Annotated in this window: 15 protein-coding genes and 1 tRNA gene; 5 read left to right on the top strand and 11 right to left on the bottom strand. The window is 61.6% G+C overall.

The genetic code is table 11. The features are described from left to right. Positions 1–17: 17 nt before the first annotated feature. From IB279_RS03130 to IB279_RS03115, 4 genes are all read left to right on the top strand, one after another. Positions 18–206, top strand: a complete 189-nt coding sequence (locus tag IB279_RS03130) for a hypothetical protein (RefSeq protein WP_034796970.1) — start codon at positions 18–20, stop codon at positions 204–206. Between the two features lie 89 nt (positions 207–295). Then, entirely contained in the window at positions 296–757 is a 462-nt protein-coding gene (locus IB279_RS03125) for a YbaK/EbsC family protein (protein ID WP_034796972.1), read from the top strand. Between the two features lie 121 nt (positions 758–878). Then, positions 879–1,265, top strand: coding sequence for a DUF930 domain-containing protein (locus tag IB279_RS03120; protein ID WP_043613096.1), 387 nt, complete (start codon positions 879–881; stop codon positions 1,263–1,265). A gap of 393 nt (positions 1,266–1,658) precedes the next feature. Beyond that, entirely contained in the window at positions 1,659–2,906 is a 1,248-nt protein-coding gene (locus IB279_RS03115) for a glycosyltransferase family 2 protein (RefSeq protein WP_113187627.1), read from the top strand. Positions 2,907–3,010: 104 nt separating this feature from the next. Here IB279_RS03115 and IB279_RS03110 read toward each other — a convergent pair whose 3' ends face one another. The 7 genes from IB279_RS03110 to IB279_RS03080 all read right to left on the bottom strand — a co-directional run bounded on the left by IB279_RS03110 (position 3,011) and on the right by IB279_RS03080 (position 10,809). Continuing rightward, positions 3,011–3,232 (bottom strand): hypothetical protein, encoded by a 222-nt coding sequence (locus tag IB279_RS03110; RefSeq protein ID WP_034796981.1) that lies wholly within the window; start codon positions 3,230–3,232, stop codon positions 3,011–3,013. Between the two features lie 256 nt (positions 3,233–3,488). Further along, positions 3,489–5,252, bottom strand: coding sequence for a flagellin (locus tag IB279_RS38110; RefSeq protein ID WP_113187621.1), 1,764 nt, complete (start codon positions 5,250–5,252; stop codon positions 3,489–3,491). Positions 5,253–5,429: 177 nt separating this feature from the next. Continuing rightward, positions 5,430–6,476, bottom strand: a complete 1,047-nt coding sequence (locus IB279_RS03100; protein ID WP_034796993.1) for an acyltransferase — start codon at positions 6,474–6,476, stop codon at positions 5,430–5,432. Between the two features lie 197 nt (positions 6,477–6,673). Further along, positions 6,674–8,179, bottom strand: coding sequence for a tripartite tricarboxylate transporter permease (locus IB279_RS03095; protein WP_034796995.1), 1,506 nt, complete (start codon positions 8,177–8,179; stop codon positions 6,674–6,676). A 1-nt stretch (position 8,180) separates the two neighbouring features. Continuing rightward, positions 8,181–8,702 carry a tripartite tricarboxylate transporter TctB family protein gene (locus tag IB279_RS03090; RefSeq protein ID WP_082566601.1) on the bottom strand — a complete coding sequence of 174 codons (522 nt, stop codon included), beginning with the start codon at positions 8,700–8,702 and terminating at the stop codon, positions 8,181–8,183. A 1-nt stretch (position 8,703) separates the two neighbouring features. Further along, positions 8,704–9,684: a tripartite tricarboxylate transporter substrate binding protein gene (locus tag IB279_RS03085; protein WP_226020659.1), complete on the bottom strand. Its 981-nt coding sequence runs from the start codon at positions 9,682–9,684 to the stop codon at positions 8,704–8,706. A gap of 54 nt (positions 9,685–9,738) precedes the next feature. Beyond that, positions 9,739–10,809 (bottom strand): 4-oxalomesaconate tautomerase, encoded by a 1,071-nt coding sequence (locus IB279_RS03080; protein WP_113187622.1) that lies wholly within the window; start codon positions 10,807–10,809, stop codon positions 9,739–9,741. A gap of 98 nt (positions 10,810–10,907) precedes the next feature. Here IB279_RS03080 and IB279_RS03075 point away from each other — a divergent pair, with 98 nt between their 5' ends. Further along, the gene (locus IB279_RS03075) at positions 10,908–11,807 is read left to right on the top strand and encodes a LysR family transcriptional regulator (protein WP_060522265.1); all 900 of its coding nucleotides are present in this window, start codon (positions 10,908–10,910) and stop codon (positions 11,805–11,807) included. 77 nt (positions 11,808–11,884) lie between these two features. Here IB279_RS03075 and IB279_RS03070 read toward each other — a convergent pair. The 4 genes from IB279_RS03070 to infA all read right to left on the bottom strand — a co-directional run bounded on the left by IB279_RS03070 (position 11,885) and on the right by infA (position 13,505). After that, positions 11,885–11,960: transfer RNA gene (locus IB279_RS03070), tRNA-Phe, on the bottom strand. Between the two features lie 341 nt (positions 11,961–12,301). Further along, on the bottom strand, positions 12,302–12,550 hold the full coding sequence (yacG, locus tag IB279_RS03065; protein WP_051659366.1) for a DNA gyrase inhibitor YacG: 249 nt from the start codon (positions 12,548–12,550) through the stop codon (positions 12,302–12,304). Continuing rightward, positions 12,519–13,139, bottom strand: coding sequence for a Maf-like protein (locus IB279_RS03060; RefSeq protein ID WP_034797002.1), 621 nt, complete (start codon positions 13,137–13,139; stop codon positions 12,519–12,521). The genes yacG and IB279_RS03060 overlap by 32 nt, the downstream gene beginning before the upstream one ends. 147 nt (positions 13,140–13,286) lie before the next feature. Beyond that, entirely contained in the window at positions 13,287–13,505 is a 219-nt protein-coding gene (infA, locus tag IB279_RS03055; RefSeq protein ID WP_004435948.1) for a translation initiation factor IF-1, read from the bottom strand. Positions 13,506–13,722 lie beyond the last annotated feature (217 nt).

Raw genomic sequence — 13,722 nt, 5'->3', positions numbered from 1 at the left:
GCCAGACGGAGGCGAGCATGAACGCTCTTTACACCGACAAGATCGAAACGGCGCTCAAGTCGTTCATTGCGGATCACCCGGGAATGCAGACACGGGATCAGGCGATCATCGCGATCCTCGAAAACTGGTTCACCAATCACGGCTACCTGCCACCGCAGCAGGAAGGTCTGCGCCCGGAAGACCTTGACGCTTCCAACGACGATTGAGAGATTTGCGCGCCCGGCACGAAGGACCCTAGCGCTCCTTGCGCCGCGGCGGCCGCCCCTTGCCTTTTCAATAACGTGAACTGTTCGCCATGAGCCTGACCTCCGTCAAAGACTTCTTCTCCCAGCACGCCCCAGATATCGACGTCATCGAGCTACAACAAAGCACCGCCACGGTTGCTCTTGCGGCCGAGGGCCACGGCGTCGAGCCGGCCCAGATCGCCAAGACGCTGGCGCTTCGCGTCGGCGACGACGTGATCCTGATCGTCACGCGTGGCGACGCCCGCCTCGACAACAAGAAGTACAAGGCCCGCTTCGGCACAAAGGCGCGCATGCTTGGTTTCGACGAGGTGGAAGCCGAGACCGGCCACCCGGTCGGCGGCGTCTGCCCCTTCGGTCTCGCCAAGCCGCACAGCATCTATTGCGACCTGTCGCTCAAGGCCTACGACATCGTCGTGCCGGCCGCCGGTGCCACCAATGCGGCTGTGCACATCAGCCCGACCCGCATCGCCGAGCTGACCGGCGCCGAGTGGATCGACGTATCGGAAGCGTAGTTTGCCGTTGCGGATACGGGGCATGCCTTGGAATGGCCACAAAGCTTAACTGAAACCGCAAGCGCGCGCCCGGCAGTGATTTGCCGGGTTGGTCCTTTCCGTTCCCAGGAGTCCGTCAAGCATGAAGCTACTCGCGTACCCGCTCGTCTTCGCCGCCACATTCTCCCCGGCGCTGGCGATGGATCAGTCCCTGGTACGTCAGTTCGAGAAGCTCGACCCCCAGACCCGCCTGGAGCAGCGCTGCGACACCGAAGCGATGGAGCGCATCAACGCCGACAAGTCGAGCTTCAAACCGGACAAGGTGATTGCCTATACTTTCGCCGAACCGGTCGTGAAGGAAGACAAGATGAAGGCGCCGGGCGCTGTGTTCCGCAGCAAGGGCGAATGGTACAAGCTGAAGTTCAAGTGCCGCACCGACGCCGAGCACCTGGATGTCCTGTCCTTCGAATACAAGATCGGTGAGCTTGTGCCGCACGAGAGCTGGGACGAATTCTACCTTTATCCCTGACAGGCGTCGAAGGACGCGGTGGCCTTGAGGGCAGAGAGCCCTAGAGGATGGCCACGAGAAAGAGCAGGGAGCCGAACGAGAGCGCGGCCATGATGCTCATCAGCATTTTCATCATGTCCGTCGCACAAGGGGCGGCGTGAGCCTGATCCGAGAGTGCGCCAGCATGGTTAACAAAGCGTTAACTGCGCTCGACCGGCGCCGAGAGGGGGCCGACATCGCCTATCCAAGACAAGGCTCACACAAGATCGAAGCGGAATAAGGAATGTGCAGGGGGCGTTCCCTGTATGCGCGGGACACCTGCGCCGTGCGGGCAGCGCCAGGGCTGGCGATGCGGGCAACGGCAACGTCCGAAGAGACTGGAAACCGCGCGAGAAAAGCACCATGGAGAGGCGCGTGAGCCAGGTTAAGCTGAGCATTTGCATTCCAACCTACAATCGCGCAGCCTTTCTCGAGAAGTCGCTCGCCTACTTCGTCGACCCTTACCAATTCTCCTATAAGTACGAGATCATCATCTCCGACAACGCGTCTACGGACGACACGCGCGACGTGGCCGAGCGTTTCATCGCCAAGGGCCTGCCGATCCGCTACTTCAGGCAGGCGGAGAACTACGGTTCCGGCGCCAACGTCGTCAGCGCCTTCAGCCGCGCGACCGGCGAATATGTGCTCTATCTCGCCGACGACGACATCCTGATCAATGAAGGCATGCGCGAGGCGATCCGCTACCTGGATCTCAATCCGGAAGTCACCGCCTGCTACGCGCCCTGGTACACGCATGACGAAGTCGAGGAGCGCGATGATCCGCCGTTCTACATCGTCGACAAGGACACGAAGTTCAAGAAGCGCGCTTCCGAGGAAGTGTTCGACTTCCTCTGCGAGCGACACGTGTTTCCGGAAATCGGCATCTACCGGGCGTCGGCACTACGGTCGGCCTGGGTGCCCAGGAACTTCGCCTACTGGGCCTTCGCCTATCTCGCCCATTTTCTGGAGCAGGGCGCCGTCGCCTTCCTGAGAAAGCCGTTCTACCGACAGGTCACCCGTTCGAAGATTGCCCGCGACCGGCCGCAAGCCGGCCATGCCGACGTGCTCACCGCCTGGGACAGCTACCGCGGCGGCCTTGAATATTTTCTCTATTCCGGTGCCAAGCGCGGCGCCGTGCGGCTAACACCGGAGCGCCGGGCCTATCTCGATGCGCAGGTGAGGGATTTCACCATGCTGCGCATGACGGTCGCCCTGCGCATGTGGCTCGCGAAGAAGGACTACATTCGCGCCTATGAGCTTTATACTCGCCTGATGCTCGGCGGCTTCGAACACCATCCCGAACTGCAGCGATCAAAGGGCGTTCTGCCGCTCATGGTCGCCCTGCAGACGGTGATGTGGCACACGAACGCGGTCGCCGAGATCGATCGTCTGGTGCTGCACGGCGTCGAAGACCATGGTGCGATCGAAGAGCTGTTGCGTGACCTTGGCCTGCGCTCCCATATCGCCGTCGTTCCCGGTACAACGGAACTCACGCCGGACGAAATTGCCCGCACTGCCGTCTTCGTCACGGCCGACAGCGATCGCAAGCACTATCTTCGCAAGGGGCACCTGCCGAACCTAGTGATCAGCGAAAGCGACATCCTCAACCACGTTCTGCTTTAAAATATAAAGGGCGCCGCTGGCGCCCTCGTTTGTTTCGCAGGTTATGCCGGGTAGCGCGACGGGCAAAAAGGCCGCTTGACCACGCACGCCCCACGGATACCGCATTACTTGCGCATGATGCCCTTGTAATAGGCGCCGTTGCGCGGCGGCGGGCGGTTCACGACCTTGGCCTCAGGGTTGTACTTCTCGCTCTTGTGGCCTTCGTTGATGGGCGTTGTCGATACGCCCTTGTAGTAGCTTCCGCCGGCAAATGCCGGAGCAACGCCGCCCACGGCGACCGTCGCAGTCACCAAAGCTGCCAGAGAGAGTGTCGCAAGTTTACGCATGTCTAATCCTCGTTGACCCGGCCGCGCCCCCGTTTTTTTTCCGGACGTCGCGGCCTAAATTGTGCGGCGACGAACTGCGCCGCTCAGGTCCTCCCGGGCGCCAGAATAGGCAGAAGCTGCGACACGCCTGTAACGCAGGTGACAGCCGAGGAGCCTCGGCTGGGTTAAGTTCCAGGGTCAGTCGAGGCAGGTCCGCAGAGCGGACGCCGTTCTCCCCTCTTAATCGCGCCCTCCAAATCCACCTCTGCGGCTTGTCTCAGCGGAAGAGCTGCAGGATGTTCTGAGCGTCGGAGTTGGCGATCTGCAAAGCCTGAATGCCGAGCTGCTCCTGCGACTGCAAGGCCTTCAGCCGCGTCGATGTCTCGTTCATGTCGGCATCCACCAGGCGCCCGACCCCCTTGTCGATCGTCGCCATCAGCGTTTGAGCGAAGGTCGTTTGCATGTCGATGCGCGACAGTAGCGAACCGAGCGCCGCTGCACCATCGATGGTCCGCTGCAGGACGACTTCGATGTAGTGGAGATAGGAATCGACCGATTGCGGGTTGGCCGCGATATCGACGTCAAGGAAGTTTCTGCGGGCGATCGGTTCGATGTTCACGTCAATGTTGGTGAAGCCGATAAAGGTTCCGGCACCGGATTTCCGATCGACGGCCGGATCGGACTTTATCAGGGTGCCGCCTGAGCCGTTGTTCTGAATGATGGTGTTCGGCCGGGTGATGAGCGACTGAAGCACCGTCACCATCTCGTCGACCGTTTCGATCTTGCCGGTATCCTTGCCCAGCAGCGCGTTCACCTGATTGCGGTCGAAGGAATGGGTGCTGGGAGCTTCGCCGTTCACCGAAAAATTGAAGGATACGACGACGTCCTTGTAGACCTCGAACTGCTCGAACGTCAGCGTCATCTCCGATCCGCGCTCGCCGAAATCCGAGTTTTCAACGAGACCAGCTCCGCCGCCGCTCGACGTGCTGACGACCAGATTGGCGACCTCGACATAGGACCCGTCGAGGCCGGAATTCTGCTGTGTCATGAAGCCGATTTGATTGATAATGGGGGCGTAAGGCTCATAGGGGTGTCTATATGTCTTGACCGTGGCGCCGGCCCCCGCCTGCTTGACCGCGTGGTCGAGCACTGCTGCATATTGCGTGTAGTCCGATATCACGCCGTTGGCAGCGGCGCCGAGCACCGTGTCGACGGTGGTGCGATCGACGGTGACCGAGGTCGTCTTTCCGGCGTGTAGCGGCAGCGAGAGACCTTGAGAGCTGCTGTCCTTGTCGACGATGACGTCAAACGTGATTTTGTCGCCCGCGTTCGAAAAACTGAGCGGCCCCGTGAAATGGAACACGAATTCGCCAGCCTGACCCGCCCGGTTGTTGTAGTTGCTGTTGGTGGTGTAGCCGTCGACATCGACCGAGGTCACGAAGCGGATCCCGCCGACGGTCCTCAAATCCCGCGTGTCGGCCTGCAGGATGCCGCCGCCGGTGCTGTTGAACAGCGAGGAGTCCCGCAGGAAAAAGTCGGCCGTGTTCAGCGACACGCCGTTTCGGGCGTCTCTCGAAAACGAGGAGGCGACGGACGTGCGATTCAGATCGCTGTCATAGATGTCGGAGACATTGGTTCTCAGCCAGTTCTGTCCGCTGAAGCTCGCCGAGTCCACGATGCTCAAGATCTGCTGCTTGAGCTGGTCGAGCTCCTTCTGGAGCTTGCCCTTGTCGACGCCGGGCTCCCTCGCCGTCACCAGCCTGGCCTTGAACTCGCTGAGAATACCGGTAACGGCATCCATCGCCGCATAGGCCGTCTCGACCTTGGCCGCTCCCAGCCCGAGCGCGTCCTGGACCGCAGACACGGCCTTGGCGTCAGAGCGCATGGTTGTCGAGATCGACCAATAGGCGGCGTTGTCGGCCGCCGTCTGAATTCTCAGGCCCGAGTTCAGTTGCCCGCGGACCTGAGCCATGTCGGAGTTAATCGTACGCAGAGTCTGGAGCGCAGAAATCGCTCCAGCGTTCGTGAGAATGCTGACCATATTAGTGACATCTTAAAATTGAAAAATGCCCTTCATGGGCCGCTGTGATTGTGGCGATACAACCAAATACGTGGTTAACACCGACTTAAGAAACCTCGCCTCGCGGCGCAAATATTGCGTCAGCCCTTCCGATGGTTGGCAATAATTGCGCCCTTGCTCCTCGCCCTGCAGGCGGGGTCAGGCACGCTCGGCCGCCAGCGGCACCGGTTGGGTTACGGGGAACAGGGCTTTCAGGGCGTCGAAGTGCTTTTCCACCAGATGCCAGGAAATCGTCGCGACGATGACCGTGATGGTGCTCATGATGAGGAACGTCATCGGCCCCGCCCTGTAGAGCGCCGGCCATTGTTCGGCGACCAGCCACCAGAGCGCCATGTGGTACACATAGGTCGCGTAACTGACGCGGCTGAGGAAGCGCGTGACGGGGTTTGCCAGGAGATAGGCCGACACGCCCTTGTATCCGATGTAGGAACTCAGAACGATCGAGGCCAGCGCGTAGATGCAAAGCAACTTATAGGTTTCCGAATGGCCGAACTTGAAACCGACGAAGAGAGGCGACGCGATGATCGCGACAGACGCGAGGTTGTTGAGCTTGCTCGTCAGAACCGCCCGCACATCGGCATTGTCCTTGACCAGCGCCAGGATCGCCCCTGCCGCCACCGGGTCAAAGGCAAGAACGATGTTTGACCAGGCGAGAAGACCGAGCTCGTCGCTATAGGTTCGGGCGATCACCGACATCGTGAAGATGAGCACATAAGCCACGAATATGTGCCGCCGGCTCAGGAAGATGATGATCAGCGGAGCGGTAAGGTAGAACTGCTCGACGATGTTGAGGCTCCAGAGATGCGCGGCAACCCAGGGCTCCCAGTCCTGGGTGATGGCGAAATACAGGCTCGACATCTGAAACGTGTGCCACGCCAGGCTGTTGCGTATGCCATCCATGTTGAACAGTGCCGCCACGAACAGCATCAGGAACAGCGCCGGAAGCAGGCGAAGCGAGCGGCGAATGTAGAAATTGGTGACGTTGATCGTTGCCTGGGTGTCTTTTGCCGACAGCAGGATCACCCCGATCAAGAAGCCGCTGATGATGAAGAAGAGTGAAACTCGAACAGATTCAAGTGTGGGATGCTCGTTCCAGTAATGAACGTACAGTACCCCCGTCATGGCGATCACGCGAAGCCCGTCAATTTGCTCCCGCCTGTCGCCGCGCGCTCCCGTCGCAGCCATTCCTTTGTCCCCGCAGGATCTATTACTTAAATTATTTCTACTTAAGAATATCCTTGGAGATTACGCCGCTTCCGCGCACTTGTGAAGAGGAGCGATGTTCTTGACCGATCGGCGACGATACCTCGCCCGCCAGCCCGAAAACAGAAAGGCCACGGGCGCGGCGTGCCCGTGGCCTTTCCAACGTTTAGAAGCAAACCTTAGGCTTCCTTGAAGACCTCGTCGCGGTTTCGCCGCATCGACGGCGAGATGGCGATCACAAGCGCCATGACGGCGATCGCCAGCAGAATTGCCGACAGCGGCGATTGCAGGAAGGTCAGCGGGCTGCCGCCGGAGATAATCAGCGACTGGCGCAGCTTCTCCTCTAGCAAGCGGCCCAGCACGAAGCCGAGCGCCAGCGGCGCAGGCTCGAATTCGAGCTTGTAGAGGGCGTAGCCGATGATCCCGAACAGGGCGGCCATCATTACCTGGGCCGCATCGTTGGCGATCGAGTAGAGGCCGATGCAGCAGAAGCAGACGATGGCCGGAAACAGGAGGCGATAGGGCACGCGCAGCAGCTTCACCCACAGACCGATCAGCGGAAGGTTGATGATGACCAGCATGAGGTTGCCGATCCACATCGAGGCGATGAGCCCCCAGAACAGTTCCGGATTGCGCTCGATCACCTGTGGCCCGGGCACGATGCCCTGGATCATCATCGCGCCCACCATCAGCGCCATCACCGCATTCGGCGGCAGGCCGAGGGTGAGAAGCGGGATGAACGAGGTCTGCGCGCCGGCATTGTTGGCGCTTTCCGGGCCGGCGACGGCCGCCGGTGCGCCATGGCCGAAGTCCTGCGGCCGCTTCGACATACGCTTTTCCACCGCATAGCTGGCAAAGGGGCCGAGGATCGCGCCGTTGCCCGGCAGAACGCCAAGGACAGAGCCGAGGAAGGTGCCGCGCAGGATCGGCGGGAAGTTATCCTTCAGCTCCTTCAGCGTCGGCCACAGGCGGCCGATGCGGCTGCGCACGACATCGCGGGATTCCGGATCGGCAAGGTTCTTGAAGATCTCGCCGAAGCCGAAGATGCCCATGGCCAGCACGACGAATTCGATGCCGTCCTGGAGCATTTCAAGGCCGAAGGTCATGCGCTCGCGACCCGTTTCCATATCGGCGCCGACACAGGAGAGCAGCACGCCGATGAGGATCATCGAAACCGCCTTCAGAAGCGAGCCGTGCGCCAGCACGACGGCAAAAACGAGGCCCATGATCATCAGCGAAAAATACTCGGTCGGGCCGAAGAGAAGGCCCATGCGCGTCATCGGAACGCCGAGAGCGGCAATCACGATGGTGGCAACCGTGCCGGCAAAGAACGAACCGATCGCCGCCAGGCCGAGCGCAAGCCCCGCCTGGCCCTTCTGGGCCATCTTGTGGCCGTCGATGGCGGTGACGACCGCGGTCGCCTCACCGGGAATATTGACGAGGATGGCCGTGGTCGAGCCGCCGTACTGGGCGCCGTAATAGATGCCGGCGAGCATGATCAACGAGCCGGTCGGATCGAGCGAGAGGGTGACCGGCAGCAGGATCGCGATTGTGGCAACCGGGCCGACGCCGGGCAACACGCCCACCAGCGTGCCGATGAGACAGCCGATGAAGCAGAGCGCGATGTTCTGCAGGGTGAACGCCACGGTCATGCCGAGGCCGAGATTGATAAAGACGTCCAGCATCTCAGTATCCTAGAAGCCAGGGCGCAACGGGAACCGAAAGCCCGAGCGCATAGCGAAAGAGGCCGATGCAGAAGGCTGTTAGCACGGCGGCAAAGACAAGAAGTTCGCCAAGGCGCGCATCGCGCGCGGCCAGGCCGGAAGCGACGACCGCCAGCGGACAGGCGATCGAGAGGCCGAGACCGGGAATGGTAACCGGACCGAGATGATAGCCACGCACCGTGACGGCAAAGAGAACGACGCCGAGGATGACGGGGATCGTCTCGCGGATCGCCCAGCGGCCGGTCGAAGGCCCCGGATCCTTTCGGCTCAGCACCAGTTGCAGGAGCCCGAGCCCCAAGATGACGAGGGAAAGCAGCCGCGGCATCAGCCCCGAGCCGACGCCTTCCGAGGTCATGAAGGGCAGATCGGAGCCGGCCCACAGGCCAAGCCCGCCGAGGCCGACCAGCACGATGCCGGCAAGCCTCTCCCGGCCGAGCCCTCCCGCAGAGGGCTCGGTTTCAGTGTTCGTGGACGTGGCTTCCATCTTACTCGACCTTGATGTCGGCCGCTTTCACCACGTCGCCCCAGCGCGCGCGCTCCTTGGCCATGAAATCGGCAAAGGCCTGGGGGCCCATGGAGGACGGCACGGCGCCGTCGTTCTTTAGCTTGTCGAGCACGTCGGCATCGCTGAGCGTCTCGGTCGTCGCCGCCTCGAGCTTAGACTTTACGTCCGCCGGCATGCCCTTCGGACCGACGAGGCCATACCAGGCCGAGGCCGTGTAGCCCGGAACGCCGGCTTCAATGGCGGTCGGCACATCCGGCAGGCTCGCAAAGCGCTTGTCGCCGGTGACGGCAAGCGCCTTCAGCGTGCCGCTCTCGATCAGCCCGATCGCCGAGGGAATGGTGGTGACCATGAAGTCAATGTGGCCGCCGACGAGATCGTTCACCGCCGGGCCTGCGCCCTTGTAAGGAACGTGCCTGACCTTGATGCCGGCGGTCTGGCCGAGCAGCAGCGCGCCGAGATGGCTGGCCGAGGCGTTGCCGGCCGAACCATAGACCAGCTCGCCGGACTTGGCCGCCTCGACCAGTTCGCCGAGCGTGTTGACCTTGAGCGATGGTCCGACAACGACGACGAGGGACGCATCCGCGATCATCGCGATCGGATCGAGGTCCGTGCCCGGATCGGCCTTCAGCTTGAAGATATGCGGGTTGACGACCATCGGGCCCTGATTGCCGATCAGCAGGGTGTAGCCGTCGGGATCAGCCGCAGCGGCGACTTCGGTTCCAAGGTTGGCGGCGGCACCAGGGCGGTTTTCGACGATGACGCGACCGCCGAGCGCCTTTTCAAGCCGTGCGGCAAAGACGCGGGCGATGGCATCCGTACCGCCGCCGGCGGCATAGGAAACCACCAGCGTGATCGGCTTGGACGGATAGGCATCCTGCGCCATCACAGGGGCTGCGACCGACATGGTCATGGCGGCCCCGCACAGGGCCAGGGCGACGCGACGGGTAAATTTCATGGGCATTTTGTTCTCCTCCCAGTTCGTTAATGCATTCGCGACACGTTGCTCTGCAAGACCCTAAGCGTCTTTGCGAACAAGAGCCGCACCTTCAAACAGCCGACGCGTGGTGCGCATCACAGACACTGTCGGGCTATTGTCTCCTATGGCCTTCTCGACCCTCACCCGCAGTTCACCGGTCGGGTGCTCGAAGGCGAGCGTCGCCGGCAGCGAAAGCTCCGGAAAACGCCGACCCACCAGGCCGGTCGGGATCGTTGCCGCCAAACCGAGGCTTACGGCACCGGTCGTTGCAAGCGCGGTGTGGCAATTGGCGGGCGTGAAATAGCGCACGGCCAGATCGCCGCCGTTCGCGGGCGCCCCGATCAGCACCGGCTTCGGCAGAACCGACTGGCTGACATCCCCCATCCCCATCAGCCTTCCGGCCTCCCGCCGGATTTCCTCGAGCCGGGCCATGAAAGCCGCATCGGCGTCGAAAGCTGCAGCGGGCTCCGAGCCGCTGTAGCCCATATCCTCGGCGGTAATGATCACCACCGGCGTTGCGCCGTCCAGCAGCGTCACTTCAAGACCGAGAATGACATCGGTCGCCTTGCCGCTCGGCAGCAGTCGGCCGGTCTTGGCGCCGATCGCATCGCGAAAGGCCAGATAGACAGGGGCGGCCTTGCCCGGCACGCCGTCGATGGCGGCCCCTCCCTGATAGGCGATCGCGCCGCCGGGGGTCTGAATGCGGGCGTCGATGATCTTGCCGGTGTTGACGTTGTGAACCTTGATGACCGTTTCGTCGCCGGTCGGCAGAACTAGGCCGGCCTCGATGGCGAAGGGGCCGACGGCCGAGAGCATGTTGCCGCAGTTCGGCGCCGTATCGACGCTGCGCTCCAGCACCTTCACCTGGGCGAAGAGATAATCGACATCAGCTTCCGGACGGCTCGACGGACCGACGATCGCGACCTTGCTCGTCAGCGAGTTGCCACCGCCGAGACCGTCGATCTGCAGCGGGTGGCCGGAGCCCATGATTTCGATCAGCAGGCGGTCGCGCTCGACGGGATCAGCCGGAAGATCGCGAGACAGAAAAAACGGTCCCTTCGACGTTCCGCCGCGCATCATCACGCAGGGTATCCTGATCAAGTCATCCATTCCGCATGCTCCTTCGGACCGGCCGCAACCGGCTGATCGGAGGGATCTCACGGATCAAATCTGTTGTGAAATGCAAAGAATGACGTAATTATTCCGATATGCGCAATAATTTCGAATTCCTCGACCTCAAGGCTTTTCTCGCCGTACTCGACCTCGGCTCGTTCAACGAAGCTGCCCGCCAGCTCAATCTTTCACAACCTGCGCTTTCACGGCGGATCAAGGGCTTTGAAGCCTCCGTCGGCGCGCAGTTGATCGAACGCACGACCCGGCACGTGGCGCCGACGCAGGTCGGGCGGGAGCTTCTGCCGCTGGTCCGGCGTCTGGTCGACGAATTCGAGGAATCGATCCTCTCGATCAGCGACCTGGGCGGGCGACACCGCGCCCAGGTCACCATCGCTTCGGTCCCGACCGCGGCCTTCTACTTTCTTCCCAGGGTTGTGCACTCCTTCAACGAGAAATTCCCGGGCATCCGCTTCCGCATCCTCGATCTCTCGGCCAATGAGGGGCTTGATGCGGTCGCAAACGGCGAGGTCGAATTCGGCATCAACATCACTGGGGCGGCGCGCCCTGATCTCAGCTTCACGCCGCTCGTCGACGACCCGTTCGTGCTCGCCTGCCGCCGCGATCATCCGCTGGCGACCTCGAAGCAACTGACCTGGGCGGATCTGACCGGCCACCCGCTGATCGGGGTCAGCAAGACCAGCGGCAACCGTGCCGTGCTCGACCGGGCGCTGACAACGGCCCAGGTGCAGCTCAACTGGTTCTACGAGGTCAACCACCTCTCGACCTCGCTCGGCCTCGTCGAGGCGGGCCTCGGCATCTCCGTGATGCCGCGGCTGGCCACACCCCAGGTCGAACACCCTGTTATCGCCACCGTGCCGCTGACCGCCCCCACCGTCAGCCGCACCATCGGCCTTGTCGAACGCCGCGGCGGCAGACTATCACCGGCCGCAATCCGCTTTCGCGAGATGCTGGTGCAGGAGTGGACGACGTATTGAGGGAGCGCAGCCGCATAGCGGACGCAAGGAAACGACACGGCAGCGCTTGAAGGAACCAAGATCTTCGAGAAGAAAGATGGTGCCCGGAGGCGGATTTGAACCACCGACACGCGGATTTTCAATCCGCTGCTCTACCAACTGAGCTATCCGGGCATCCTGCCGTTTCGGGCATCGGCTCCTCTCGGAACCATCGGGGCGCTTGTGTTTGCCCCGGGAACGAGCGGGGTTATAGCATCTTGTTCGGCGGTGTCCAGCGCCAAATGAAAGTTTTTTGACCGAAATCCTGTGGACAATCGAGAAGCCGAAAAAGCGAGAAGTTTCAGAGAGATCGCATTCTCTTCCTGGTCCATTTTTCGTGGAAAGTGGCTGTTGGAAGCCGAAAAAGATGATCACACGCATCCGGTGACGCGCGAGGATCTTCGAGGCGTCGTTCGCGGCAAAGAGGATGTGGGGAAGGAAAAGCCGGACCGGCGGGTCCGGCCGCAGCGGTACGCCTAGCGGTCGTCGCCGTCGTCGGCCTTCGCCTCGTCGTCGGCGACCGGAATAGCGTAGGAGCCGGAGAGCCAGCGATTGAGGTCGACGTTACGGCAGCGGTCGGAGCAGAAAGGATAGTGTTCCCGATGCGACGGCCGGCCACATTCCGGACATGGGCGCGGTGCGCGCAGGGGCGCAACGTTCGAAGCGCTTTTCTTCGTTTCGTCGGTCACTCGTTCAGCCTTCCAGCCAACGATTGTGCACGTCATAGCCTTCGCCGACAAGCAGGCTGACGGTTTCGTAGAGCGGCAGGCCAACGACGTTGCTGTAGGAGCCGACGAGCTTGACCACGAAGCTGCCGGCGATGCCCTGGATGCCGTAGCCGCCCGCCTTGCCGCGCCATTGGCCCGAGGCGAGATAGCTCTCGATATCGAAACCGGACAGGCGCTTGAAGCGCACCTTGGTGTCGACGACCTTCTGGCGCACGGTCTTGTCCGGGGTGATCAGGCAGACGCCGGTGTAGACGCGATGACTGCGGCCGGAAAGAAGATGCAGCGCGCTCGAGGCTTCGCTGACGAGTTCCGGTTTCGGCAGGATGCGGCGGCCAACGCAAACGACCGTATCGGCTGCCAGAATGTAGCTTCCGTCCCAGCCGGCCTCGCCCTTGACTGCAGCAAGCGCCGCTCGCGCCTTTTCGGCCGACAGGCGCCTTGCGAGCGAACGCGGATGTTCGGCACGCTTCGGCGTCTCATCGAGATCCATCGGCATCAGGCGCGCGGGCTCGATGCCGGCTTGCGCCAGAAGCTCGACGCGACGCGGCGAACCGGACGCAAGTATCAGTTTCTTGGCCACTGTCATCGGAACGAGCCGTCACTCCAGAGCAATTCCAGCAAAATGCGATAGGCGGTTTACGTCTGGAATTGCAATCCAACCAAAGGTTAGAGCGTTTTCGCGATTCGAAGTAGAAGCGGAAATGCTCCAGGAATTGCTAAGAGCCGGAGCGGCTTACTTGAAGCGGTAGGTGATACGGCCCTTGGTAAGGTCGTACGGGGTCATTTCAACGAGAACCTTGTCGCCGGCAAGCACGCGAATGCGGTTCTTGCGCATACGACCGGCAGTGTGAGCGATGATCTCATGCTCGTTTTCGAGCTTCACGCGGAAGGTCGCATTCGGAAGCAATTCGGTGACCACGCCCGGAAATTCAAGGACTTCTTCTTTCGCCATGTAGGACTGTTCTTTCTATCTTTGTTTAGGGAACCGTCAGGTATCCCGAAAAATTCGCCGGAAACTACACAATCGACGAGGATTTGTGAACCATCTAAGACCGGCTTTTGCGCTTTTGTGACGGGCTACTGTGCCGCGCGTCGGATCAGAAGCGCGAAGCCGCTATAGCACTTCGCACCGCTCCATGTCTCTAGTCTTAAATCGATCGAGATTTACG

This window comes from Ensifer sp. ENS06, from assembly GCF_014852205.1.
In the GTDB taxonomy this organism is placed as follows: domain Bacteria; phylum Pseudomonadota; class Alphaproteobacteria; order Rhizobiales; family Rhizobiaceae; genus Ensifer; species Ensifer adhaerens.
Note: the sequence above shows the minus strand (reverse complement) of the source record. Positions and strands in the feature narration are given on the sequence as shown.

What these genes read in the sequence shown, in the direction of transcription:
- IB279_RS03085 (WP_226020659.1), bottom strand. Translation starts at nt 9,684, where the DNA reads ATGCCCATGAAATTTACCCGTCGCGTCGCCCTGGCCCTGTGCGGGGCC.
- IB279_RS03120 (WP_043613096.1), top strand. Translation starts at nt 879, where the DNA reads ATGAAGCTACTCGCGTACCCGCTCGTCTTCGCCGCCACATTCTCCCCG.
- IB279_RS03080 (WP_113187622.1), bottom strand. Translation starts at nt 10,809, where the DNA reads ATGGATGACTTGATCAGGATACCCTGCGTGATGATGCGCGGCGGAACG.
- IB279_RS03125 (WP_034796972.1), top strand. Translation starts at nt 296, where the DNA reads ATGAGCCTGACCTCCGTCAAAGACTTCTTCTCCCAGCACGCCCCAGAT.
- IB279_RS03060 (WP_034797002.1), bottom strand. Translation starts at nt 13,139, where the DNA reads ATGACAGTGGCCAAGAAACTGATACTTGCGTCCGGTTCGCCGCGTCGC.
- IB279_RS03095 (WP_034796995.1), bottom strand. Translation starts at nt 8,179, where the DNA reads ATGCTGGACGTCTTTATCAATCTCGGCCTCGGCATGACCGTGGCGTTC.
- IB279_RS03100 (WP_034796993.1), bottom strand. Translation starts at nt 6,476, where the DNA reads ATGGCTGCGACGGGAGCGCGCGGCGACAGGCGGGAGCAAATTGACGGG.
- IB279_RS03075 (WP_060522265.1), top strand. Translation starts at nt 10,908, where the DNA reads ATGCGCAATAATTTCGAATTCCTCGACCTCAAGGCTTTTCTCGCCGTA.
- yacG (WP_051659366.1), bottom strand. Translation starts at nt 12,550, where the DNA reads ATGACGTGCACAATCGTTGGCTGGAAGGCTGAACGAGTGACCGACGAA.
- IB279_RS38110 (WP_113187621.1), bottom strand. Translation starts at nt 5,252, where the DNA reads ATGGTCAGCATTCTCACGAACGCTGGAGCGATTTCTGCGCTCCAGACT.
- IB279_RS03110 (WP_034796981.1), bottom strand. Translation starts at nt 3,232, where the DNA reads ATGCGTAAACTTGCGACACTCTCTCTGGCAGCTTTGGTGACTGCGACG.
- infA (WP_004435948.1), bottom strand. Translation starts at nt 13,505, where the DNA reads ATGGCGAAAGAAGAAGTCCTTGAATTTCCGGGCGTGGTCACCGAATTG.
- IB279_RS03130 (WP_034796970.1), top strand. Translation starts at nt 18, where the DNA reads ATGAACGCTCTTTACACCGACAAGATCGAAACGGCGCTCAAGTCGTTC.
- IB279_RS03090 (WP_082566601.1), bottom strand. Translation starts at nt 8,702, where the DNA reads ATGGAAGCCACGTCCACGAACACTGAAACCGAGCCCTCTGCGGGAGGG.